General features: G+C 68.9%; 21 protein-coding genes and 2 tRNA genes. 14 read left to right on the top strand and 9 right to left on the bottom strand.

Translation table 11 applies throughout. The features are described 5' to 3' along the window. Window positions 1–96 precede the first annotated feature (96 nt). Window positions 97–1,221, bottom strand: coding sequence for a hypothetical protein (locus tag ABGA98_RS41930; protein WP_347624047.1), 1,125 nt, complete (start codon window positions 1,219–1,221; stop codon window positions 97–99). A gap of 339 nt (window positions 1,222–1,560) precedes the next feature. Here ABGA98_RS41930 and ABGA98_RS41925 point away from each other — a divergent pair, with 339 nt between their 5' ends. Genes ABGA98_RS41925 through ABGA98_RS41915 form a run of 3 tightly spaced genes read left to right on the top strand, consistent with a single transcriptional unit; the run spans window position 1,561 to window position 3,005 of the window. Then, window positions 1,561–1,998, top strand: coding sequence for an XF1762 family protein (locus tag ABGA98_RS41925; RefSeq protein ID WP_347624046.1), 438 nt, complete (start codon window positions 1,561–1,563; stop codon window positions 1,996–1,998). Continuing rightward, complete coding sequence (locus ABGA98_RS41920) at window positions 1,995–2,123, top strand: hypothetical protein (protein WP_347624045.1); 129 nt, start codon at window positions 1,995–1,997, stop codon at window positions 2,121–2,123. The genes ABGA98_RS41925 and ABGA98_RS41920 overlap by 4 nt, the downstream gene beginning before the upstream one ends. 3 nt (window positions 2,124–2,126) lie before the next feature. After that, window positions 2,127–3,005, top strand: a complete 879-nt coding sequence (locus ABGA98_RS41915; protein ID WP_347624083.1) for a site-specific DNA-methyltransferase — start codon at window positions 2,127–2,129, stop codon at window positions 3,003–3,005. A 316-nt stretch (window positions 3,006–3,321) separates the two neighbouring features. Here ABGA98_RS41915 and ABGA98_RS41910 read toward each other — a convergent pair whose 3' ends face one another. Both ABGA98_RS41910 and ABGA98_RS41905 read right to left on the bottom strand, forming a co-directional pair. Next, window positions 3,322–4,086: a hypothetical protein gene (locus ABGA98_RS41910; protein ID WP_347624044.1), complete on the bottom strand. Its 765-nt coding sequence runs from the start codon at window positions 4,084–4,086 to the stop codon at window positions 3,322–3,324. 783 nt (window positions 4,087–4,869) lie between these two features. Next, window positions 4,870–4,955: transfer RNA gene (locus tag ABGA98_RS41905), tRNA-Leu, on the bottom strand. Window positions 4,956–5,310: 355 nt separating this feature from the next. Here ABGA98_RS41905 and ABGA98_RS41900 point away from each other — a divergent pair. Both ABGA98_RS41900 and ABGA98_RS41895 read left to right on the top strand, forming a co-directional pair. After that, window positions 5,311–5,952: a hypothetical protein gene (locus tag ABGA98_RS41900; protein WP_347624043.1), complete on the top strand. Its 642-nt coding sequence runs from the start codon at window positions 5,311–5,313 to the stop codon at window positions 5,950–5,952. A 241-nt stretch (window positions 5,953–6,193) separates the two neighbouring features. Continuing rightward, the gene (locus ABGA98_RS41895) at window positions 6,194–8,041 is read left to right on the top strand and encodes a chaplin family protein (protein WP_347624042.1); all 1,848 of its coding nucleotides are present in this window, start codon (window positions 6,194–6,196) and stop codon (window positions 8,039–8,041) included. Window positions 8,042–8,185: 144 nt separating this feature from the next. Here ABGA98_RS41895 and ABGA98_RS41890 read toward each other — a convergent pair whose 3' ends face one another. Next, window positions 8,186–8,371, bottom strand: coding sequence for a DUF5703 family protein (locus ABGA98_RS41890; RefSeq protein WP_090772450.1), 186 nt, complete (start codon window positions 8,369–8,371; stop codon window positions 8,186–8,188). A 190-nt stretch (window positions 8,372–8,561) separates the two neighbouring features. Between ABGA98_RS41890 and topA the strand changes: the two genes are divergently transcribed. The 9 genes from topA (at window position 8,562) to ABGA98_RS41845 (ending at window position 19,168) form a co-directional block, all read left to right on the top strand. After that, window positions 8,562–11,240 carry a type I DNA topoisomerase gene (gene topA, locus ABGA98_RS41885; RefSeq protein WP_347624041.1) on the top strand — a complete coding sequence of 893 codons (2,679 nt, stop codon included), beginning with the start codon at window positions 8,562–8,564 and terminating at the stop codon, window positions 11,238–11,240. Between the two features lie 13 nt (window positions 11,241–11,253). Further along, window positions 11,254–12,486: a metallophosphoesterase gene (locus ABGA98_RS41880; RefSeq protein ID WP_347624040.1), complete on the top strand. Its 1,233-nt coding sequence runs from the start codon at window positions 11,254–11,256 to the stop codon at window positions 12,484–12,486. Window positions 12,487–12,561: 75 nt separating this feature from the next. After that, a complete protein-coding gene (locus ABGA98_RS41875) occupies window positions 12,562–13,119 on the top strand; it encodes a helix-turn-helix domain-containing protein (protein ID WP_347624039.1) in 558 nt (185 codons plus the stop codon). Window positions 13,120–13,260: 141 nt separating this feature from the next. Then, window positions 13,261–15,303: a dTMP kinase gene (gene tmk / locus ABGA98_RS41870; RefSeq protein ID WP_347624038.1), complete on the top strand. Its 2,043-nt coding sequence runs from the start codon at window positions 13,261–13,263 to the stop codon at window positions 15,301–15,303. Window positions 15,304–15,312: 9 nt separating this feature from the next. Further along, entirely contained in the window at window positions 15,313–16,485 is a 1,173-nt protein-coding gene (locus tag ABGA98_RS41865) for a DNA polymerase III subunit delta' (RefSeq protein ID WP_347624037.1), read from the top strand. A 9-nt stretch (window positions 16,486–16,494) separates the two neighbouring features. Then, complete coding sequence (locus tag ABGA98_RS41860) at window positions 16,495–17,064, top strand: SigE family RNA polymerase sigma factor (RefSeq protein ID WP_347624036.1); 570 nt, start codon at window positions 16,495–16,497, stop codon at window positions 17,062–17,064. Next, window positions 17,061–18,107, top strand: coding sequence for a permease-like cell division protein FtsX (locus ABGA98_RS41855; protein WP_347624035.1), 1,047 nt, complete (start codon window positions 17,061–17,063; stop codon window positions 18,105–18,107). Before ABGA98_RS41860 ends, ABGA98_RS41855 begins: the two co-directional genes overlap by 4 nt. Window positions 18,108–18,210: 103 nt before the next feature. Then, window positions 18,211–19,038: a regulatory iron-sulfur-containing complex subunit RicT gene (gene ricT / locus ABGA98_RS41850; protein WP_347624082.1), complete on the top strand. Its 828-nt coding sequence runs from the start codon at window positions 18,211–18,213 to the stop codon at window positions 19,036–19,038. 53 nt (window positions 19,039–19,091) lie between these two features. Further along, a tRNA-Thr gene (locus ABGA98_RS41845) sits at window positions 19,092–19,168 on the top strand. Between the two features lie 657 nt (window positions 19,169–19,825). On the opposite strand, the gene ABGA98_RS41840 is transcribed toward ABGA98_RS41845, so the two are convergent. Genes ABGA98_RS41840 through ABGA98_RS41820 form a run of 5 tightly spaced genes read right to left on the bottom strand, consistent with a single transcriptional unit; the run spans window position 19,826 to window position 23,610 of the window. Next, a complete protein-coding gene (locus tag ABGA98_RS41840) occupies window positions 19,826–21,001 on the bottom strand; it encodes a site-specific integrase (protein ID WP_347624034.1) in 1,176 nt (391 codons plus the stop codon). After that, window positions 21,001–21,219, bottom strand: coding sequence for a helix-turn-helix domain-containing protein (locus ABGA98_RS41835; protein WP_347624033.1), 219 nt, complete (start codon window positions 21,217–21,219; stop codon window positions 21,001–21,003). The genes ABGA98_RS41840 and ABGA98_RS41835 overlap by 1 nt, the downstream gene beginning before the upstream one ends. Then, entirely contained in the window at window positions 21,216–22,361 is a 1,146-nt protein-coding gene (locus tag ABGA98_RS41830; protein WP_347624032.1) for an AAA family ATPase, read from the bottom strand. The genes ABGA98_RS41835 and ABGA98_RS41830 overlap by 4 nt, the downstream gene beginning before the upstream one ends. Continuing rightward, a complete protein-coding gene (locus ABGA98_RS41825) occupies window positions 22,358–23,254 on the bottom strand; it encodes a bifunctional DNA primase/polymerase (protein ID WP_347624031.1) in 897 nt (298 codons plus the stop codon). The genes ABGA98_RS41830 and ABGA98_RS41825 overlap by 4 nt, the downstream gene beginning before the upstream one ends. Before the next feature lie 44 nt (window positions 23,255–23,298). After that, window positions 23,299–23,610, bottom strand: a complete 312-nt coding sequence (locus ABGA98_RS41820) for a hypothetical protein (protein WP_347624030.1) — start codon at window positions 23,608–23,610, stop codon at window positions 23,299–23,301. Window positions 23,611–23,687 lie beyond the last annotated feature (77 nt).

Below are 23,687 nucleotides of genomic sequence, written 5' to 3'. Positions count from 1 at the left end.
TCGGCGAAGGGGTGGTGGCGGCGGCAGGGGTTGCCGCCGCAACGGCAATGCATCCGGCGATGACGGCAACGGTGCTGGCGAGGCGTGGCATGGCGGTCAACCGCCCACGATGCGCTTGAGCACGCTCATGAACAGCGGCGCCAGCACCGCGAGCGCGTATCCGAACGCCGCTGCCTTGAGCGCTGCCTTGGCCTTCTGAATCTCCCCGGGGTCGCCGCCGGCGATCAGGTAGCGCAGCCCGCCGACGGTCAGCATGAGCGTGGCAAGTGTGGCCAGCAGCCCGATCAGCCAGTTCCGCAGGTTGGTGAACACCGTGTTCAGGTCCGCCGGAGCGGCGGCCAGTGCCGCGGTTGCCACCACGGCAACCAGCAGCACGGCGATTGCCGCTGCGGCAACGACCGACAGGGCAAAGCCACGCAGGCAGGGCTTGCCGCGTCGGGGTTGCCGCGTGTGCCGCCTCCTGGCTCGTCCGGCGACGGATGGGTGGTTGGGAGAGATCCGCGCGGAGCCAGGGGTGGTGTCCCTGCCTCCCTTCAGCTCGGTTGCCGTGTCTGCATCCGGAGTTTCCTGGCTCCGCGCGGAAGAGGTGGGGGAAGACGGGGTGGGTTCGGTGTCCGGCAGCCACAGCCTGCTGACCTGCGAGGCGTCGTGCCGGTTCTGCGGCCGGAGGACGGGGCCGCCGTCTCGCAGAGGTACGTCCTGCAGCCGGGTGAGCATGATCAGCTCGGCGTCGAGCTCGTTGAGCGTTCCGTCGTCGACCGCGTCGAGGAGGACCAGATCGGGGTGGTGCCACGGGCGGCCCGCGGGCGGTGGCTGACCGGCCTGCCGCTGCCGCTCGGCCTTGGCGAGAAGGTATCGGCGCGCGCTCTCGCCCGAGCAGCGGGCCGCCTCGCACAGGCGGCGCCGGATGTGGGGCAGGTCGGTGTCCACGTGGTGCAGGGCCCGCAGGAACCCGGCCAGGATCGCGATGTCGACGTCCACAGGGTCACCACACGCCAGCTCGCGCGTCAGGGAGAGGGCCGTCCTGCGAAGGGCCGGCATCGCCATGCCGGCGGCGGCAACGGTCCAGGCCGATCCCGTCTGCCGGGCCCGGGTGATGAGCTCCGTCCAGACGGCGTCTCTGGCCTGCTCGGTGACGTTCTGGCTGGTGAGCAGCACACGCAACTCCAGCAGCTCGATCGGCCCGCGAGGCAGGCCGGGCGCGAACGCCGTGGAGTCCAAGGACAGGCATCCAGGGCCGGTGCTCAGCAGTCGAAACGAGGTTTCCGCCGTGTCCAAGGGCGATTCGGTGAGGCGATGTGCGCTCATGTCGTGCTCCGATTCGAGAAAGCTCCCGTGGTCTCGAAACCGGTCTACGCAGCCCCTCAGAAACCACTCAGAGAAGCGTTGGGAATCGGCTCAGAAATTTCTCAGAAGAAGTGCCATCAGGACTGCGTTTGCGGTCGCGCACTCTTGTTTCTGAGCGACTTCTGAGCCCGCTGCTTGCCTGGTCAAGCGCCACCAACGCCGTGTTCGCGGTTCTGGAGGCGCGCATCCGGAAACCGTGTCCCGACAACAGCGATGGAGAAGTCGAATGCCATCTTCGCGAGCATCAACAACCGCAAACTGACCAATCCCGCTCGGCTGGAAGACCGGCGCCTGGTCATTTCACCGATCGGGCTTCAGACCGCTCGGGCCTTCACCGCCTGGACTCACCGTCACCTTCTCGCGCCCGCCGACGCCGAATTCGTTCTCGGCGTTCGCAACGGCAACGCGACGTTGGTCGGCGTCGTGTTCGCTGGCCCGCCCAGCTCGTGGCGGGACGATGACGGCTCCATGGTGGAGATCCTCTGCCTGGCCACCGACGGCACACCGGGCGTCGAACGAGCGCTCCTGGGCGCGACGTGGTGGGCGGCCCGGGTCAAGGGCTACCGGCGGATGGTCGTCGGCGCCTACCCCGGCGGTGCGCGGGCGAGCGAGGCGCTGTGGGTGGCCCGGACGGTCGGGGGTTGCCGATGACCGTATTGAGGCAGCCCTACTGGTACGACGACCAGGCCGCTATCTACCACGGCGACGCCCGGCAGGTGCTCTCCGAGATGCCCCCGGGCTCGGTGGACTGCATCGTGACGAGTCCTCCGTACTGAGGGCTGCGGCACTACTGCGACGGCCAGTACGGCCAGGAACCCACCATCGAGGCGTACGTCGAGACCCTGCGCTTCACCTTCGCCGAAGTCCGCAGGGTCCTGGCGGACGAGGGCACCTGCTGGCTCAACCTCGGCGACCTCTACGCCGCCAACTCCGACGGCTGCGCCCGCGGCGCGGACTTCAACCCGCGCCAGCCCCTCGTACGGCCCAAAGCCCGCCAGTCGGTACCGCCGAAGAACCTGCTCGGCATGCCCTGGCGCGTCGCCTTCGCCCTGCAAGAGGACGGCTGGATCCTGCGCAACGCCATCGTCTGGCACAAACCGAACGCGATGCCGCAGTCCGTCCGCGACCGCCTGTCCAACCGGTACGAGCTGATCTTCCTGCTGGTCAAACAGCGGCACTACGGCTTCGACCTGGACCCGATCCGCCAGCCCTACACCGGCGAACGTCCGATCAGCAGGCGGTCACGTTCGGGCGGCACCAAGCCGAACAGCATCACCACGCCCTGGCCGCCGCCCGGCAAGTACGGCACAACCGGCCAGGACGCGGCAGGCCCGTGCCACGGGGCGGCGATGCGGCCCACCGGCGAGCGGCACGCCGCCTGCCACCCGGGCGGACGGAACCCCGGGGACGTGTGGTCGATCCCCACCCGCCCGCTACGGGCGGCACACTTCGCCGCCTTCCCGATCGACATCCCGCTGCGGGCCATTGCCGCCGGCTGCCGCCCCGGCGGCAAGGTCCTGGACCCCTTCATGGGCAGCGGCACCACCGGCATCGCCGCCCGGCAACTCGGCCGCACCTTCGCCGGCATCGAACTCAACGCTGCCTACTGCGACCTGGCCCGTACCCGCCTCACGGATGCGGAGGGCCAGGGTGTCTGACCAGCCACAAAGGGCCTGCTCAGGGCCTCCGGAAACGACCACGGAGGCGTACCCTGCAGGGCCCGCAAAGGTTCCTGCGGGCGGCGGAAATGCTGGGCGCAGGCGCGCACTGCGCGTGGAGGTACCCGAGACGAGCCCCTCTCTGACCGCCGGGGCAGCTCGTGCGCTCCTGCGCATTCTCCTAACACGTAACGACGCTGACACGACGTCAGCAGAAAGCGAGGAAAACTGAATGATCCCGTTCGCCTTCTGGGGGCGGGTGTCCACGGAGGACAACCAGGACCCCACCTCGTCGAGGAACTGGCAACTGTCGCGGTCACGAGCGCTGATCGAGCCTCGTGGAGGGATGATCGTCGCGGAGTTCTTCGACATCGACAAGTCCCGATCGATCCCGCCGCAACGCAGGCCGCAGGCTGCGAACCTGCTCGGTGAGCTGCGAAACCCGAACCGCGGGTTCGACGCCGTCGTGGTCGGTGAGCCCCAACGCGCCTTCTACGGTAACCAGTTCGGCAACACCTTTGAGCTCTTCAACCACTACGGAGTGCCCTTGTGGGTGCCCGAGGTCGGTGGGGCGATAGACCCCACCAACGAAGCACACGAGCTGATCATGCTGATGTTCGGCGGGATCAGCAAAGGGGAGCGCAACCGCATCAAGATGCGCGTCCGCACCACCATGGAAGCGCAGGCGAAGATCGAAGGACGCTTCCTGGGCGGGCGCCCGCCGTACGGTTACCGCCTGATGGATGCAGGACCTCATCCCAACCCGAGCAAGGCCGCCGACGGAAAGCGGCTCCACCGCCTGGAGCCGGACCCGCTGACAGCTCCCTACGTGGCAAGGATCTTCGAGGAATTCGTTCAGGGACAGGGCCTCTACCTGATCGCCGAAGGGCTGACCAAGGAGGGCATCCCATGCCCGTCCGCCTACGACAGGGCCCGCAATCGACACCGCTCGGGCGTCGCCTGGTCCAAGTCGGCGGTTCGAGCGATCCTCCTCAACCCGCGCTACACGGGTCGCCAGGTCTGGAACAAGCAGCACAAGCAGGAAGAGCTTCTGGACGTCAACGACGTCACCCAGGGGCATGTGACCAAGCTGAAGTGGAACTCCGAAGAGCAGTGGGTGTGGTCGGAGGCGGTGGTCCACGAGCCGCTCATCGACACGGAGACGTTCGAGAAGGCCCAGGCGCTGCTGTCGGCCAACGGGCGGCCAGCGAGGCAGCGCAAGCCCCGAAGGACCCCGCGCCCCTACGTTCTCCGCCACCTGCTCCACTGCGGCGTATGCGAGCGGCGGATGGAAGGTACCTGGAACAACGGCCGCGCCCATTACAGGTGCAAGTTTCCCGTCGAGTACGCCTTGGCGAACAAGATCGAGCACCCACGTACGGTCTACGTCCGCGAGGACCACATCCTCGCGGAGCTGGATCCGTGGCTCGGCCGGATCTTCGACCCGGCAGCTCTGAAGGAGACGGTCCGGGCTCTCCTGGACGCCCAGAACAACGAGATGGACGGCATCGCCATCGAAGCCGCTCGCAAGACGATCGATGACTGCGATCAGCGGATGGCTCGTTACAGGGCGACCTTGGACGCGGGCGGTGACCCGCAGGAGATCGGCGCGTGGATGGCCGAAACCCGGGCGGAACGCATGCAGGCCGAAGGGCGCATGCGGGCGATCAACAGGAAGCGTGAGATCACAGAGAAGGAGATCAAGGAGATGATTCCGGCGATGGCCGAGTTTCCCAAGATCCTAAGGGATGCCGATCCTCTAGACAGGAACGACCTCTACAAACAGATGGGCCTCCACCTCGCCTATGACCCCTCGGGGAGGGTTGTCACAGTCGAGGCGAGGCCCAGCATGTACCAGAGTGCGTGTCCGAGGGGGGACTTGAACCCCCATGCCCATCACTGGGCACTAGCACCTCAAGCTAGCGCGTCTGCCTATTCCGCCACCCGGACTTGGTGCCTGCACGCGGGACCGTCATCCCGCGTCGGCTCAGTAAGGCTAGCAAACTCTGAGGAGTGCGTCATACCGAGAATCCGGCCTCCTGCCGAAAGCTGACTCCGAGGGCCCGGGAATGCCGGGTGATGGCCCGTCGCGGGGTCGCTGATGGGCCGCTCATGACGTACGCCAGAGTGCATTGGCCCAGTTGGGGGTGGTTTGGGCTGTGTGGCGTTGGTGAATTTCTGGGGCCACGGTGAAAAGGCCTTGCGACAACCTTGAGTACTGCTACGGTTACGGACCGTTGAGGGGTGAGAGTCCACGGACCGGCTCCACTCACGATGGGGCCGGTTCTGGATAGCGGGAGGTCACGTGGCGCGCGCGGCGATGCATCAGCCGAGGGAGAAGTCCCTCGCTGTGCGTCGCCTGCCCGTGACCTCCCAGGGGCAGGACACGGCCACCGATCGGGTCGACCGGATGGCGCGGTTCGCGGCCGGTGCCCGTCGGCTCGTCATGCGGGCAACCGCGATCGGCTTTCTGGTAGCCGCCGGGTGGTTGCTCGCTGTTCTGTTCGGCATGCTCACCGCCGCTCCGGCGGCCGCGGACTCCACTGCGGCGACGGGAGCGTCCTCAACAGCGGCCGCGGGGCTTCCCGTGACCGAAACGGCCGCGGTTCCCTCCGCGGTCACAGAAGTCGGCGCGTCGGCCGCCTCCCTCGACCCTGACCACGTCTCGGTGTCCGACAACGCCGAAGCCATGGCGGGGCGCACGGTCGACGGCCTCAACAGCCAGCAGGATCCTGGCCTGCCGACACCGTCCACCGCCGGCCAGATCCTGGACACCAACGGCTTGGTGCCCAACGGTGGTGGGTGCGGCCCCTTCGGGTCCGCCACTGGGGATGTCGCGAGGTCAGTGTTCGACCCGCGGCTCGAGGCGCGGCGTGCACCTCTGGCGTACGTGCTTCCCCCCGTCGTCCGCACAGCGGCGGACGACCCTTCTTTCTCACCTGACTGATCCCCGCCCGGGCACCGGCCGGTCACGCGCGACGGAAGACGTCGCGGGCAAGGCGACCGCCGGGCCCTTCTTCACGGAATCGCGGCGGAGCGCGGCTTTGATCCCCTCCGTCGGCGGGTGAACACGTCAGTTCAGCTGGTTCGCGAATCCGAGGTCTCCGCTGTGCGCGAAACCTCGCACGGCCTCGGGCTGTCCGCGAGCTGTTCAGGTAATCCCCCCAAGAACCACAAGGAGCATCGATATGCGTACGTGGGCGAAGGCATCGACCCCTGCGGCCCTTCTCGCGGTGGCCGTCATGTCGTTCGGCGGCAGCGGCACCGCGCTGGCCGACACCTCGGGCGACGCGTCCATCGGCGGCGGCAACCAGGTCGACCTGCCGATCTCGCTGCCCATCGACATCAGCGGCAACTCCGTCGCGGCGGTCGGCTCGTCGCAGGCCTCTTCGCAGGGCGGCGCCGAGGTCGTGAACAACCGCGGCGGCGGCATCCCCAACCGCACGTCGGGTAACGGGAGCATCCTCGGCGGCAACCAGGTCGACGCGCCGATCAGCGCCCCGATCAACGCCTGCGGCAACGCCGTCTCGCTGATCGGCAGGTCCGACGCGGGCTGCAAGGGCGGCGCTGAGGTGCGCAACCAGGGCAGGGACGGTACGGGCGGTAACCGCACGTCGGGCGATGCGAGCATTCTCGGCGGCAACCAGGTCGTCGCGCCGATCAGTGCCCCGATCAACGCCTGCGGAAACGCGGTCGCGATCTTCGGCGACGCGACGGCGGGCTGCAAGGGCGGCGCCACGGTGAAGAACTCCGGCAAGGGCGGCCCGGGCGGCAACCGCACATCGGGGCGGGCGAGCATTCTCGGCGGCAACCAGGTCGTCGCGCCGATCAGTGCCCCGATCAACATCTGCGGCAACTCGGTCGCGGTCGTCGGGAGGGCGTTCTCGGGCTGCAAGGGCGGGTCGTCGGTCACCAACGGCGGTCCCAAGCGCGGCTACCACCACCAGGGCCGTCACGTGGGCTCGCGGGGCAACGACACCGACGGCCGGTTCGGGGTCGGCAGCGGCAACCAGGTCGTGGCGCCGATCACCCTGCCCATCAACGTCTGCGGCAACGCCGTGGGCAACGCCACGGCCGGATGCGCGGGCGGCGCGACCGTACACAACTCCGGCAAGGGCACGGGCGGCAACCGCACCTCGGGGCGGGCGAGCATTCTCGGCGGCAACCAGGTGATCGCGCCGATCACCGCGCCGGTCAACGTCTGCGGCAACGCCGTGGCGCTGGTCGGCCGCGCGTTCGCCGGCTGTAAGGGCGGCGCCCACGTGAAGGAGCCCGGCAAGGGCACGGGCGGCAACCGCACCTCGGGCAACGCGAGCATCCTCGGCGGCAACCAGATCATCGCGCCGATCACCGCGCCGGTCAACGTCTGCGGCAACGCCGTGGCCGTCCTGGGCGATGCCGCGGCCGGATGCCTCGGCGGGGCGCACGTCGGCAAGCCAGGGCACGGAGGCTTCAGCGGCCACCAGCGCTTCGTCCGCACCACCGCCAAGACCGCGGCGGCCAAGGGCGGCGTGCTGCCCGTGATCCCGGGCGTGCCGGCACTGGGCGGCACGCCGGACTTCGGCGGCGTCGGCGACGTCGCCAAGCTGCAGGGCGGCGGCCTGACCTCGCTGCCCCTCCTCGATGACGCCTCCCGCACGCTCGGCCTGCCGAGTGTGCCCGGCCTGCCGGGGCTGCCCGCCCAGGCGAAGACCCCGGCCGCGCCCAAGCGGACCGTCGTGACCCCGGCCAAGCCGAAGAAGCGGACCGCGGCGTCGGCCGACACGTCCGGTCACGCCCGGCCCTCCGGCGCCGCCGCCTCCCCCCTCGCTCCGGCGACGTCGCTGGTGGCCTCGACCCCGGCCGGCGGCGTGGTGACCTCCGCCACCCGTAGCCTGCCTGTCGGAAACCTGGGCCTGATGAGCGCCGAGCAGCCGGCCGGCGTGACCGGGATGAACTCCAGCTCGCTGCTCGCCCTCATGCTCGGTGGGCTGTTCGCCGCCTCGGCGACCCTGTTCGCGACCGCCCGCCGCTTCCGTCCGGGCCGCAGGCACTGAGCAGGACACCTCAGGCGCGTAACAGCGCCTGACCAGATCGGCTGACGCTCGCGTCCGGCGAGCGGTCAGCGAGAGATGCTTTGCCCGTTCCGGGGGCGCGGCCCGGGGCGGGCAAAGCCATGTCCGCGTGCAACATGTCCGCCTTCACAACGTGCGCCGCACTCGCATGACCTTCCGGCGCAGGCGTACGTGCCGGCTGCCGTCGGGGTGCACGCGTACGCGCGCGAGCTCCCACTGACCGTACTCTGCGTGTTCGGTCAGCAGTTGACGTGCTGCTTCGCGAGTGAGGTCGCGCGGAATGAAGATATCCATGTAGGAGTAGTCGAGCACAACGATTAGTCTCCAGAGTGAGTCAGGGCGCCATGCCGCTCGATGAGCCTTATTCTGCGTGCTTGTGGGTGGACCCGGAAGCCAGTGGGTAGCCCGGGGGGAAGGAAATTTCCGCGAGTCGGGTTACCTTTTCAGTCTGTGCCGACTCCCGGCAGGGGGATAGCTAGCGAACAGCGAGGTAGGAAGCAGCGTGCCAGCCAAGAACGGCAGCGCCGGCGGAACACGCCTGGTGATAGTCGAGTCGCCCGCCAAGGCGAAGACCATCGCGGGCTACCTCGGGCGCGGCTACATCGTCGAATCGAGCATCGGCCACATCCGCGATCTGCCGGAGAAGGCCGACGACATCCCCGAGAAGTTCAAGGGTGCGCCCTGGGCACGGCTCGGGGTGAATGTCGAGCACGAGTTCGAGCCGCTGTACGTCGTCAACCCCGACAAGCGATCGCAGGTCAACAAGCTGCGGCAGCTGCTGAAGGACGCTGACGAGCTCTATCTGGCCACTGACGAGGACCGCGAGGGCGAGGCGATCGCCTGGCACCTGCGCGAGGTGCTCAAGCCCAAGGTCCCCGTGCACCGCATGGTCTTCCACGAGATCACCCAGCAGGCGATCCAGGACGCCGTGGCCAACCCGCGCGACCTCAACCTGCGCCTTGTCGACGCCCAGGAGACCCGGCGCATCCTCGACCGGCTCTACGGCTACGAGGTCAGCCCCGTCCTGTGGAAGAAGGTCAAGCCGCGTCTGTCGGCGGGCCGCGTGCAGTCGGTGGCGACCCGGCTGGTGGTGGAGCGCGAGCGCGACCGTATGGCGTTCACGTCTGCCCACTACTGGGATCTGCAGGCGCTGTTCGACACCGGCAAGGCGGAGGAGCGGCCGCGCGACTTCACCGCGACGCTGACCGTGGTCGACGGCAAGCGGGTGGCGCAGGGGCGCGATTTCACCAGCACGGGCCGGCTGAAGAACGCCGACGTGCTCCACCTGTCCGAGGCCGCCGCGGGCGAGTTGGCGGGCCGGCTGCGGGGTTCGTCGTTCGGGGTCAAGTCGGTCGAGCGCAAGCCGTACACCCGCAAGCCCTACGCGCCGTTCAGGACGACCACGCTGCAGCAGGAGGCCAGCAGGAAGCTGGGGTTCTCCGCGAAATACACCATGCAGGTGGCGCAGCGGCTCTACGAGAACGGCTTCATCACCTACATGCGTACCGACAGCATCACGCTGTCGGAGACGGCGGTGGCGGCCGCGCGGTCACAGGCGATCAAGCTGTACGGCGCCGCGTACGTCCCCGACAAGCCCCGCGTCTACGCCAGCAAGGTGAAGAGCGCGCAGGAGGCGCACGAGGCGATCAGGCCGTCGGGCGAGGAGTTCCGCACGCCGGGTGAGACCGGGCTGTCGGGCGACATGTTCCGGCTGTACGAGCTGATCTGGCAGCGTACGGTGTCGTCGCAGATGAAGGACGCGGTCGGCGAGTCGATCACGGTGAAGGTGACCGGCCGGTCGTCGGGGGGCGAGGACGTCGAGTTCAGCGCCTCGGGGCGGACGATCACGTTCTACGGGTTCCTCAAGGCGTACGTCGAGGGGTCGGATGATCCGTCGACCGATCGCGACGACTCGGAGAAGCGGCTGCCCAACCTGGCCGAGGGCGACGCGCTCACCGTCACCCGGCTCGACGTGGCCGGCCACTCGACCAAGCCGCCCGCCCGCTACACCGAGGCGTCGCTGGTCAAGGAGCTGGAGGATCGCGAGATCGGGCGGCCGTCGACGTACGCCTCGATCATCGGCACGATTCTCGATCGCGGCTACGTGTTCAAGAAGGGCACGGCCCTGGTGCCGTCGTTCCTGGCGTTCGCGGTGGTCAACCTGCTGGAGCAGCATTTCGGCAACCTGGTCGACTACGACTTCACGGCCGAGATGGAGAAGGTGCTCGACGACATCGCCAACGACCGGGCGGAGCGGGTGCCGGAGCTGCAGCGCTTCTATTACGGCGTCGACGGCGACGAGGGCCTGAAGGAGATGGTCACCGACCTCGGCGACATCGACGCCAAGGAGATCAGCTCGTTCCCGGTGAAGGGCACCGACATCGTGTTGCGGGTCGGACGTTACGGCCCCTATCTCGACCGTGACGGCTCGCGGGTCAACGTGCCCGAGGACATGACGCCCGACGAGTTGACGGCGGAGAAGGCGGAGGAGCTGTTCTCGCGGCCGACGGGTGACAGGGAGCTGGGCAAGGACCCGGTGACCGGCCACACGATCGTGGCGAAGGACGGCCGTTACGGGCCTTACGTGACGGAGATCCTGCCCGAGCCGGCGGAGGACGAAGCGCCCAAGAAGCGCAAGAAGGCCGATGCGCCGAAGCCGCGTACGAGTTCGTTGTTCAAGTCGATGTCGCTCGACACGATCACGCTCGAGGACGCGCTGAGGCTGCTGTCCATCCCCAGGCCTGTGGGCGAGCTCGACGGCGAGGAGGTCGTGGCCTACAACGGCAAGTTCGGCCCCTACCTGAAGAAGGGCACCGACTCCCGTTCGCTGGCCTCCGAGGAAGACCTGCTGACGGTCACCATCGAGCAGGCCAAGGAGCTGTTCGCGCAGCCGAAGCAGCGCGGCCGGCGGGCCGCGGCCGCGGCGCCGCTGCGCGAGCTGGGCGACGACCCCAACTCCAAGAAGCCGGTCGTGGTGAAGGAGGGCAGGTTCGGCCCCTACGTCACCGACGGCGAGACGAACGCGTCGCTGCGCAAGGGCGACACGGTCGAGGACATCACGATCGAGCGGGCGGCGGAGCTGCTGGCCGAGCGTCGGGAGCGGGCGCCCGCGCCGAAGAAGTCGTCCAGGAAGGCGCCCGCGAAAAAGGCCACCGCGAAGAAGCCGGCGGCCAAATCGTAAGTAGCATCAGGATGTGTTGTTCGTCCTGATGTTTCTTGGCGTCGTCGCGCTCGCGCATTTCTATCTGTGGCATCGGATGGTGCGTTCGACGACGGGCCCCGGGCGGTTGCGCAAGACGCTGACCTGGGGCCTGGTGGGCTTGGTGCTGCTGGTTGCCGCGGCTTTCGTGGGCTCGCGGGTGGCGTGGGGGCATTGGCTCGCCTGGCCGGGCTACCTCTGGGTGGCGGTGATGTTCTACCTGGTGGTCTTCCTGGTCGTGCTGGAGACCCCGCGGGCTGTGGCGGCGCTGCTGTTGCGCCGGGCCGCGCGGCGGAGCGCGACTCCCGAGCCCGAGCCGGTGCCGGTCCTGGCCGGGGCCGGCGGGCCCGCCGAGGACGAGCCGGTCGCGCCTCCCGCGCCGCGGGCGGCTCCGATGAGCAGGCGGCTGTTCCTGGGACGGGCCACCGCCGCGGTCGCGGGCGTGGGTGCGCTGGGCACGGTCGGGTACGGTGTGACGACCGCTCTGGGCGACCCCGTGACCGAGCGGGTCGCGGTCACGCTGCCGAAGCTGGATCCCCGGCTCAGCGGCCTGCGGTTCGCCGTGGTGAGCGACGTGCACCTGGGGCCGTTGACGGGGTTGCGGCACACCGAGCGCATCGTCCGCATGATCAACGGCCTCGAGGCCGACGTGGTGGCGATCGTGGGCGACCTGGTGGACGGGCCGGTCGCCGAGTTGGGGCCGCTGGCCCGGCCGCTCAAGCACCTGGAGTCCCGCTACGGGGCTTATTTCGTGACCGGTAACCACGAGTACTACGTGTCCGGAGGCCCCGGCGAGTGGATCGAGGAACTCGCGGAGCTCGGCGTGCGCTCTCTGCGGAACGAACGGGTGGAGATCCGGCACCAGGGCGCCGTGCTCGACCTGGCCGGGGTCAACGACGTCGGCGGGGCGGACGCGGGTGACCCTCCGGACTTCGACAAGGCGCTCGGCGGGCGTGAGGCGGGCAGGAGCACCGTGCTGCTCGCGCACCAGCCCATCCAGGTCGCCGAGGCCGCCCGTCACGGTGTCGACCTGCAGCTGTCGGGGCACACGCACGGCGGCCAGCTCGCGCCGTTCAACCTGGTGGTGGGGCTGCAGCAGCCGGTGGTGTCAGGGCTGGCCACCGTCGACGGCGTGCCGGTCTATGTGACCAGGGGCGCCGGGTTCTGGGGGCCGCCGGTGCGCGTGGGAGCGCCGCCAGAGATCACGATGCTCGAGTTGCGCGCCTGACTTTCCGCAATCCACTGGTCACGTAGGGCCATGATGGCGTACAGTATCCGACCGGATACGAGTCGGAGGTGCGACATGGGTCCTTCGCCGGTGGAGCGGGCGCTGCGGCAGGAGGTGGCGCTCTGGGCCGAGCGCGGCGGCCTGCTGTTCAAGCAGGCCAGGCACGCCGCGAGCCTCAACCAGAAGGCCCTGGCCAGCGTGAGCGGCACCTCGCGCACGACGCTGTCGGCCTACGAGCACGGCAGGAAGTCGCCGACGCTGGAGACGGCCGGGCGCATTCTCGACGCCGCCGGGTTCCGGCTGGTGCTGGAGGCGAAGGTCGAGTTCGCCGCGCGCGTGAGCGGCGACGGGCGCACGTTCCACGTGGCGAGCCGGCTGCGGCGGTTGCCGGTCGCGGCGGCGCTGGGCGTCGTGCGGCTGCGCGGTCACGTCCACGACCTGGCCGACCGCGACCAGCGGCGGGCCGCCTACACCGCGCTGTTGTGCGAGGGCGGGCCGCAGGAGCTGCTCGACCACGTCGACGGCGTGCTGCTCGTCGAGCTGTTCGACGAGCTGGAGTTGCCGCCCGACATCCGCGCCGAATGGCGGCCACTGGTGGAGGCGGCGCGACTTGAGGCCGGAGTTATCAATTGATGATGGATTTGGGGCCCTTTTCGAGGTGCGAAACCTGCGCGCCAGCCCGCGGACGTAATACCCTCAGCCACGAGCAGCCGGGCATTTCCGGCTCCTCTCCTGACTGCCCGCTTCCGGTCAACACCTGGATACGCTGAAATCATGACTGCCCCTGGCCGACGCCGCCCGGCTCACGTGCTGGCCAATGCGCCATTCCGGCGGCTGTGGACCGCCATGTCGGTGTGCAGTCTCGGTGACTGGCTCAACATCCTGGCGCTGACCGCGCTGGCCGGAAACCTGATGCAGGACGACTACCGCGTGCAGTCGCTGGCCATCGGCGGCGTGTTCGTGGCCAAGATGTTGCCCGCCATCCTGCTCGGGCCGCTCGCGGGCGTGTTCGCCGACAGGTTCGACCGGCGGCTGACGATGTTCGCGGCCGACCTCGCCCGGTTCGCCATCGTGTTGTCGATCCCGTTCGTGCACAGCTACCAGTGGGTGATCATCGCCACCCTTCTGGTCGAGTGCATCAACCTGTTCTGGGTCCCGGCCAAGGACGCCACCGTCCCCAACCTGGTGCCCAAGGAGCAGCTCGAGTCGGCCAACCAGCTCAACCTGCTGGTCACCTACGGCACCGCGCCGATCGCCGCCATGCTCTTCGCCGCGCTGTCCGTGGTGGGCGACGTGGTCACGAGCACGGTGCCGTTCCTGTTCGGCCGCGACGCCACGGGGCTGGCGCTCATCGTCAACGCCTGCGCCTACCTCGTGTCGGCCTTCCTGATCTTCACGCTGCGGGGCATTCCCAAGCGCGACGGCGCCATCTCCACGCCGTCCGTGCTCAAGCAGGTCATCGAGGGCTGGCGGTTCGTCGGCGGCCACCGGATGGTGCGCGGCCTCATCATCGGCATGCTGGGCGCGTTCGCCGCGGGTGGGGCCGTGGTCGGCGTCGCCAAGATCTACGTCGGCGCGCTCGGCGGTGGCGACGCGGCCTACGGCGTCGTGTTCGGCGCGGTCTTCGTCGGCATGGCGCTGGGCATGTTCTTCGGGCCCAGGCTGCTGCGCCAGTTGTCGCGGCGGCGGCTGTTCGGCCTGGCCATCACCGTGGCGGGGCTGGTGCTCGTCACGATCGCGCTGGTGCACAACCTGCCGATCGTGGTCATGCTGACCGTCGTGCTCGGCGCGTGCGCGGGCATCGCCTGGATCATCGGCTACACGCTGATCGGGCTCGAGGTCGAAGACGGGCTGCGCGGCCGTACGTTCTCGTTCCTGCAGTCCACCGCGCGTGTGACGCTCCTGCTCGTGGTCGCCGTGGCCAACCCGGTGGCGGCGATCTTCGGTGTGCACGTGCTCGACCTGGGCGAGTTCGCCTACCAGTTCGACGGGTCCAACCTGGTGCTGCTGATCGGCGGCGTGCTCGCGACCGGCGTCGGCATCCTCGCGCTGCGCCACATGGACGACAGGAAGGGCGTGCCCCTCACCGCCGACCTGATCGCCGCGGTGCGGGGCGAGCGGCTGGGCACCGAGCCGGCCGAGCACGTGCCGGGCCTGTTCGTGGCGTTCGAGGGCGGTGAAGGGTCGGGCAAGACCACCCAGTCGCGGCTGATCGCCATCTGGCTGCGCGACCAGGGCTACGACGTCGTGCAGACGCGCGAGCCCGGCTCCACCAAGGTCGGCATGCGGCTGCGCGCCATCCTGCTCGACGCGGCCGAGCGCGGCCTGTCGGCCCGTGCCGAGGCCCTGCTCTACGCCGCCGACCGGGCCGAGCACGTGGAGAAGGTGATCAGGCCCGCCCTCTACCGCGGCTCACTCGTGATCACCGACCGCTACGTCGACTCGTCGCTGGCCTACCAGGGCGCCGGACGGGCGCTCGACCCCGAAGACGTGTCCAAGATCAACGCATGGGCGACCGGCGGGCTGGTGCCGCACCTGACCGTGCTCATCGACACGCCGCCCCAGGTGGGGCTCACCCGGCTGGGCGGCGCGGCCGACCGCATCGAGGCCGAGCCGCTGGAGTTCCACGAGCGCGTACGCAAGGAGTTCCGCAAGCTGGCCGCCGCGGCGCCCGAGCGCTACCTCGTGGTCGACGGCACCCTGCCGGCCGAGGTGCTCACCCGCCAGATCCAGGACCGCATCCACGAGATCCTGCCCGACCCGGTGCCGAGGGAGTCAGAAGACGCCACCGGCACGATGCCCGCCATCCGCGACTAGCCTTGCCTCGTGACGGTTTTCGACGACCTGGTCGGGCAGGACCAAGCCACCGCCGTGCTGTCGCGGGCCGCGGCGGCGGCCGGCGAGGTCATCGGGGGCGGGCGCGGCGCGGGCATGACGCACGCCTGGCTCTTCACCGGCCCGCCCGGCTCGGGCAGGGAAGAGGCCGCCCGCGCCTTCGCCGCGGCGCTGCTGTGCCCCGACGCCGGCTGCGGCCACTGCGACCAGTGCCACCAGGTGCTGATCGGCTCGCACCCCGACCTGGAGTCCGTACGCCCTGAAGGCCTGTCCTACAGCGTCAAGCAGACCCGCGAGCTCATCCTGCGCGCGGCCGGGGCGCCCACGCAGGGCCGGTGGCGGGTCATCCTGTTCGAAGACGCCGACCGGGCCACGGAGTCGGCCGCCAACGCCCTGCTCAAGGCCATCGAGGAGCCGCCGCCCCGCACGGTGTGGCTGTTGTGCTCCCCCGCCCCCGACGACCTGATGATCACCATCAGGTCCCGCTGCCGGCTGGTCACCCTCACCACACCCGCCACGGAGGCCGTCGCCCACGTGCTGGCCACCCGCGACAGCGTGCCGCACGACATGGCCAGGTTCGCCGCCAGAGCCGCTCAGGGGCACATCAGCAGGGCGCGGGCGCTGGCCCTCGACGAGGGAGCCAGGGCACGCCGCGAGGCGGTGCTGAGCATTCCACGCGCGCTGACGGGGGTCGGCGAGTGCGTGGCCGCGGCCGAGCGGCTGGTGAAGACGGCCGAGGAAGAGGCCGCCGCCGCCACGGCCGCCCTCAACGACAACGAGACCGCCGAGCTGCGCAAGATCTACGGCGAGGGCTCCACGGGCAAAGGGCTCAACCGAGGGCTCGTACGCGGCGGCGCGGGCGCGCTGAAGGAGCTGGAGGACCGGCAGAAGTCCCGGGCCACCCGCATCAAACGCGATTCGCTGGACTCGGCGCTGCTGGAGCTGGTGTCCTACTACCGCGACGTGCTGGCCATGCAGTTCGGCGCCAGCGTCGAGCTGGCCAACGACGACATCCGCTTCGACCTCGACCAGCTGGCCAAGGCGTCCACGCCCGAGGAGACGCTGCGGCGGATCGACGCGATCATGCAGTGCAGGGAACGCCTGGCCGCCAACGTCAACCCCCAGATCGCGATCGAGGCCATGATGCTGGCGCTCCGCCCATGAGATGACCGGGTGACAGAAGCAGCAGACGAGGCCGCCAGGCGTCTCTGTTACGTGGAAGTCGAACTGCTCACCCAACAGGAAGCCCTCGCCCGGCAGCGCGTGGACGTGGCGTCGACCTTCGCCGAGCACCACGTGGGCCTCGTACGGCTCGCTCTGATCATGCTCGGTGACCAGGCCAGCGCCGAAGACGTCGTGCAGGAGGCGTTCGCGCGCACCCACGCCGGCCGGGGCAGGCTGCGCGACGCCGACAAGGCGCTGGCCTACGTACGTTCCGCGGTGCTCAACGGGTGCCGGTCGGTGCTGCGCCGGCGGGCGACCGTCTTACGGCGGGCGGTGCCGTACGAACCGCCTGTCTGGTCGGCGGAGAGCGCCGCGATGCTCGGGGAGGAGCGGCGGGAGGTGCTGCTGGCGCTGCGCGAGCTGCCGCGCCGGCAGCGCGAGGCCCTCACCCTGCGCTACTACTTCGACCTCACCGACCAGGAGGTCGCCGACACCATGCGGATCAGCGCCGGCACGGCCCGATCCACCATCGCGCGGGGGCTCGCCGCGCTCGGCCGAGCACTCGGGGAGGAATCATGAACCACAGCCCGATCGAAGACCGGCTGCGCGAAGCGCTCACGGAGGCGGGCGCCACGCTCGACCCCGGCACGCTCAGGCCGCTGCGGGCGCCGGAGCGGCGTTTCCGGCCGAACCGCCGGCTGGTGGCGGCGGCCGCGGCGGTCGTGCTCGCGGGGGCGGCAACGGCAGCGGTGCTGGGCGGGCCGGGCGACGTCAACAGCGCGGTGGCCACGAACCCGGAGACCCTCCCGATCGAAGAGACGGACCTGGCGGTCTTCCTGTGCACGGAGTCGGCGCCTGAGAAGACAGGGTGCCACGGTCGCGCCGCCACCCCCGAAGAGGTGCGGACGACTGAGGAGAGGCTTCGGGAGCTGCCGCAGGTCGACGTGGTGGCCTTCGTAAGCCAGGAGGTCGCCTACGAGCAATTCCAACAGGAATACGCGCAGGACAAGACGCTGCTGGCCGCCGTCAAGCCCGCTGACATGCCTCCGTCGTTCAGGGTGAAGACGAAAGGGAAGGCCGATGTGACGCTGGCGTCCCGGGCACTTCAAGGGCTGCCCGTGGTGAACGTCGGCGACATCGCGGCTGACCGTTCCCGCCAGTGGAACAAGTATGTGGACGTCTCCGTCTTCCTCTGCCAAGACGGCTCTGGGCTGCCGGCGTGCGGAGGGGAGCGCACCAGAGGTGGGAAGGACAGCAAAATCACCGAGGAGGGCAAGGGGGCGACCGCCGCGCAGATCAAGGCCGTCAAGAAACTTATCGAGGGAATGCCCGAGGTCGAGTCCTTCGTCTTCGAAACCCAGGTGATGGCGTGGGAGTCCTTCCGCAAGCAGCACGAGGACAATAGAACGCTCCTCAACGCCACCACGGTGGAGGACATGCCCGAAAGCTTTAGATTGACGTTGCGGCGGGAATCCGATGCGGCGCCGGTGGTCGACAGGCTCAAAGGACAGCCGGGGGTGGCCACCGCCGTGGACCACACGTGTGCGGTTCGCCAGCTCGCGCTGATGAACAACTACGGTTTGGTGGTGCCTGACGACAAGGTGTGCCTCACGAAAAGATGATCCGCACCCCCTGACTCGCGGCTCGCGGGGGCACGTAATGTGGCAAAGGAAGGCCACAAGGACCCCCGATGCCGGTCAAGGAGGCGAGCTCGAGCCCATGGGAATGATCATGGCCGTGAGCTTCACCCGCTACGGAAGGCTCTACTACCTCGACCCGGGCGGGCACAGCCCCAAGGTGGGCGACAAGGTGCTCGTACCCACCGACTCGGGTCCAGAGGTGGCGGAGTGCGTATGGGCGCCCCAATGGAGCAGCGAGGACATCGACGGACTGCCCGTGTGCGCGGGGCCGGCCGAGGAGGAACACCTCGCCCGCGACGAATCCAACAAACGCCGCAGAGCCGAGGCTCGCAGCGTGGCCAAACGCCTCATCAAACGGCACACCCTGCCCATGAAGGTCGTCGGCGTCGACTACCTCGACGAGGACAACGTCTACACCGTCTACTTCTCGGCCCCCCACCGGGTCGACTTCCGCGCCCTCGTCCGCGACCTGGCCCGCAACCTGCGGGCCAGGGTCGAACTCCGGCAAATCGGCCCCAGGGACGAGGCGCGGCTCCAGGGCGGCATCGGGCCTTGCGGGCGCGACCTGTGCTGCGCGACGTTCCTCAAGGACTTCGAGCCGGTGTCCGTACGCATGGCCAAGGACCAGGACCTCCCCGTCAACCCCCTGCGCATCGCGGGGGCCTGCGGGCGGCTCATGTGCTGCCTCAAGTATGAACACCCCCTCTACCAGGAGTTCCGCGCCTCGGCACCCCGGGTGGGGACGAACGTGGAGACCCCGGAAGGCCCCGGGACGGTGGTGGGGCACAACGTGCCGTCCGACTCGGTGGTGGTGCGGCTCAACGACGGCGGCCGACGGTGCGCCTGCTCGAAGGCGAGCGTGTGCGGGCCGCGGAAGGCGTACGACTCGACGTACGGGGAGCCGGGGCAATAGGTGGGAGCGAGAACCCTTCGGGCTCCTGTAGACTCTGTCACGCCGTACGGCACGCCGCCTTAGCTCAGTCGGCCAGAGCACTTCACTCGTAATGAAGGGGTCTGGGGTTCGAATCCCCAAGGCGGCTCCAGGTCAGAAGCCCTTCGCGATCTCGCGGAGGGCTTCTGCGTGACTAAGTGAGTGACTACCGCCGCCACGTGCAGGCGATCGTTCCCCCTGAGCCTTGTCGCTGTACCCGTTCAGATCCCATCCGATGTGCCAGTTCTTCGCCGTACCAGCTCCCAGCGCCGGTACCGTGGAGGTTGCTAACCACATCAAGTGATGGCGGGGATGGCGGCCACCACCCCCGCAGGTTAGATGGTCAGATGGTCAGAGGTTCCACGAGAACCTCAGCTCCCGGCGTCGCGGTGGACGAGTGTGGCGACGCCGGGAGTTGGACCGCCACACGATCCGAACGAATCCGTTCACTTTTCGCTCCTTTCTTCTTCGGGAGGAACCGTAGCAGCGCGTGGGGCGCGCCCGTAGGCGAGTTCGCGAATTTTCTGTAAGTCGCCCGATGTTGCCCTCCAATCGTGGCGCGTTGACCTGCGGCTTCGTACATATAAGAGGTTGGTAGCAGTGCCACTTCTATTTTAGGGGGCCGCAAATTACGGAGCTTCGTCGGATACTACAGTTGTTTTACTCGTGGCCTCCCGACAGGCCGTGGCGCTAACTAAGTGTACGAATGGCTTGTTCCCGATCTCGGTTTCTTGTTACTGACTGTGGTGTATCTGTTGTCGATGACTGACTAGCGGTTATCCATGTGACTGTCTGCTACTCCGAAAATCCGATCCATCAGGATCGCACCCCCCTGCAGGACGGGGCGGATCTGCTTGCGGTAGACCAGCTCGGTTACGCTGGTGCTGCTGTGCCCGACCAGCCGGGAGATCTCTTCCAAGGGGATGCCCTGGTCCGAGAGCAGGGACACGAAGCTGTGCCGCAACTCTCGGGGCGTCCACTCGTCGGGATCGAGGTCGGTCTTGGCGATGACCGCGCGGAAGGCACGCCGTACGTTGTGGGAGTCGAGAGGCGTGCCTACGGTCGAGGCGAACACGAGCCCGTGCTCCATCCACCTCTTGCCCGCCGCCTTCTTGTCCTCCTCCTGCTGAGCCTTCTGCGCTTTGAGCGCTTCTACGCAGCGCTGTGGGAGCGCCAGAGTACGCCGGGACTTCCGGGTCTTGGTGTCCCCACCGGTACGAACGGACCGCCAGACGGCCACGTACGGTGGCACGGCTGGGTCAGCGTCGGGCAGGCCCTCCAGGTCTACGTGGTCCCACGTCAGTGCCCGAAGCTCCTCGGTGCGTGCGCCTGTAAGCAGGGCCATCACCAGATACCCATGCATCCGAGTCCCTTCAGCCGCCTTAAGCACGGCGTCCGCCTGAGCCAGAGTGAGGGCCTTGGACGGGCGCCCCTCTTTACCTCGCGGGACTGAGCAGAGGTCCACCACGTTCCGCTTCACCAGGTCACGGGCCATCGCACGTTTCATGGACCGGTTGAGGTAGGACCTGATCAGGCGCAGCGTGCTCGTGCTCAGCGTCTTAGCCTTGTCCGCCAGCCACTTATCCACATCCTGTGCACTGAGTTCGCGGAGCTTCCGCTTGCCCAGAGCAGGGATGACGTGGACTCGACACATGATCTGTCCCGCTTCGTAGGTGGCCTTGTCCCGCCGGCTCAGTTCGTACTTGAGCCAGTCGTTGACCGCCTGCTCTACCGTGGCGTCTCCCTTCGCGAGGGTCAGGCCGTCCTCGTAGTCCCTGAGCACCTCCTTGAGCTTCTCCTTGGCTTCGGTCTTGGTCTTGCCGCTTCCCTTCTTGACGATGCGCTTACCGGCGGGCGTGTAGCCCACGGTCACGGTGGCGATCCAGCGCTGGCGCTTGTCGTCCCAGTGGAGGCCGCCGTCTCCTCTGCTGCGTCGTTTGGTCATCAGGCTTCCTCAGCTTCCTTCTCCAGGAGGGCGATGTAGTCGCGGATGGCACCGGCGGTGATCAGGCGGGCGCGGCCCTGCTTGACTGACCGCAGGCGGCGGGTGCGGATCTGGTCGTAGATGACGGTGCGGCTCATGCGGAGCAGGCGCATGGCGTCGGTCACGCGGTAGAGCTGGGTGTCGTCGAGCCGGACCCTGTCCGGCGCTGAGGTGGTCATGAAGGCGGGTTCTCCTCATCGGCAGGGACAGCGGGGACACCCGGTAGCGGCAGGTGTCCCTCTTGATCGGTCGCGTTGTTGCAGGTCGTTGCGGGTCCGGGAACTCCGGGGACAGCGGGGACACTTCCGGCAGCCGGTGTCCCCGGCAGGCGGTAGCGTCCGGCAGCGTCCACGCAGAGCTGGCCATCGGTGGCCATTCGTTGGCAGGTCTTCTTCACGTTGGCGTAGGCCACGCCGACGGCTTCGGCGATGGCCTTGGGCGGGTTGTTGGGCTGCTGGCGCAGGTGGCGGATGATGGCTGCTCTGGTGTCGGACAGGGTGTGGTCCTCTGGCGGGCCGTCGAGTAGGTGCCAGATGCCGGCGGCGGGCTGGAAGGCCATGGCGTATTCGGCTTCTTCGACGTCGCGGCCGGTGACGTGCAGGACGCCGTCTGCGGTGCCGCGTGCGCGCTTGAGTACGAGCGTGGCGTCGGCGGCGCCGGCCAGGCCGTTGGTGCCGGAGACCTGCTCCAGGAAGTCGTCTGAGCCCATCTTGCGGACGTGGTGGACCAGGACGACGGCGACGCCGTAGGTGTCGGCCAGGCGTTTGGCGCGGCCCATGGCGGTGTAGTCGGCGTCGTAGGCGGACAGGCCGGGCGGGGTGGTGCCGCGTACTTTGGCGAACACGTCGATGACGACCATGCGGGCGCCGGAGTTGCGTTCCAGCCAGCGGGCGATGGCGTCTTCCCCGCCTTGCGGCAGTGTCGGGCATGAGGTGGACAGGGTCAGGTCTCGCGGTGCGGGATTGTCTTGAAGGATCTTGCGCATGCGTGACTGGAGACGGCGCGGAGTGTCTTCCAGCGCCAGGTAGAGCACCGGTCCGGGGTCCACGTCGATGGCTTCGAGCGCCTTTCCGCCGCTCGCCACGGCGATGGCTGTGGCGAGTGACAGCCAGGACTTGCCGACTTTGGGCGGTCCGGCCAGCAGGTTGAGCCCTTCGGCGACGATGCCGGGCACGGCCCACCGGGTTTCTGGGAAGGTCGTGGCCATGAGCTCGTCGGCGGTCCATGAGGTACGGAACGGGACCGCCGGGGCCTGGTCGGCCGGTGCGTGGACCGCATCACCGGGGACCAGGCGAAGGTGGGTAGAGCGTTCGCTGGTCATGCGGCCACCGTTCGTGGACGGCGGGCGCCTGCCCGAAGTCCTGAGGCGATGGTGCGGACGGCTTCGCCGTAGGGTTGGCCAACCTGCTGCGCGGCGTCGGTGAGCCAGGCGGTGACGTCGGACTCGGCCAGTTCGCCGCCGGCGACGAGTTGTCCGAGCGCCACGGACGCGCGGTAGAGCGCGGTGTTGTGGCCGTGTGGTGGTGAGCCGGTGACTCGTTCCAGCTCGGACGCGATGGCGGCGCGCAGGTAGCTGCCCTTCCGGTCGGAGGGCAGTGACACCACCACGGGTTGCTGCGTTGGGAGCGGTGCGGGGCGGAGCCGGTCGGCCAGCCAGGCGGGCAGCGGGGCGGCGGGTACGGCGTGGATCACGTCGTAGGTGCCGTGACCGTCGTCGGCGGTGACGTGGCTGCCGGGGCCGACGACGTACCCGCCGGCTGCGCGGGTGTCGATGAGCCAGCCGAGCCCGCCGCGTGCGCCCTGGGTGTTGCCCAGCTCCCAGCCGTCCGGCGCGGTGTAGTACAGGTGCAGGCCGCCGCGCCGGGTGCGGACCTGGAAGGTTTCCAGCGGTAGCGGTTGCGCGGCGTCGGCGCACAGGGCGGCGAACACGTCGGCGCCGTCTGCGATGCCGGGGCGGTCCCATTCCGGCGGTGGCGTCTCGCCTTCTTTGGGGCGGTCGAGGTCGACCACCAGCAGGCGGGACGGGCCGGTGGCGATGCCGATGTTGTACGGCCGATGTGCCCACAGGCTGTGGATGACGGCGGGATCGATGGTGGCGCGGTCCTGCCAGGAGGTGAAGCCGCGGGGCGGCACCTTGCCGCCGGGCGCGAGCGGGAACACGTGCCACCCACGTGCGGCGGCGGCCAGTGCGTAGCGCAGGTTCGAGCGGGTCATGGTGTGAGTCCTTCGGTCATGCGTCGGGGCGCGGGGTGTGGTCGTCATCGGGTGCCGGCCTGATGGAGTCGGCGGAGGTAGTTGAAGAGGCGGCGCCCCCAACGCAGACGCAGGCCGGTGCCGTCGCAGCGGTTGCACCAGCGCTTGAGATGTCCGTTGGGCTTGAGGGTCTTGCCGACGCCGTGACAGCGGCGGCAGGCCGCGAACGGGGTGGCGGCGCACACGACGGCGTAGGCGAGCGGCAGCGCCAGTGCCAGGACGGCGAGGACCGCCCAGCCGGGCAGTGTGGACGGTGTCGGTGTGGTCGCGATCAGGGTCGCGGTGATGGTGGTCGCGGTCGCGGCCAGATGGGTCATGGATGGTCTCCAGAGCCGGTTTCAGGGCGTGGGAAGCCGAGCCCGCTACCCGCGACCTGCGGATATTCGGGCTGGTC

The organism is Nonomuraea sp. B1E8 (assembly GCF_039871515.1).
In the GTDB taxonomy this organism is placed as follows: domain Bacteria; phylum Actinomycetota; class Actinomycetes; order Streptosporangiales; family Streptosporangiaceae; genus Nonomuraea.
This window is presented reverse-complemented; position numbering and strand designations above follow the sequence as displayed.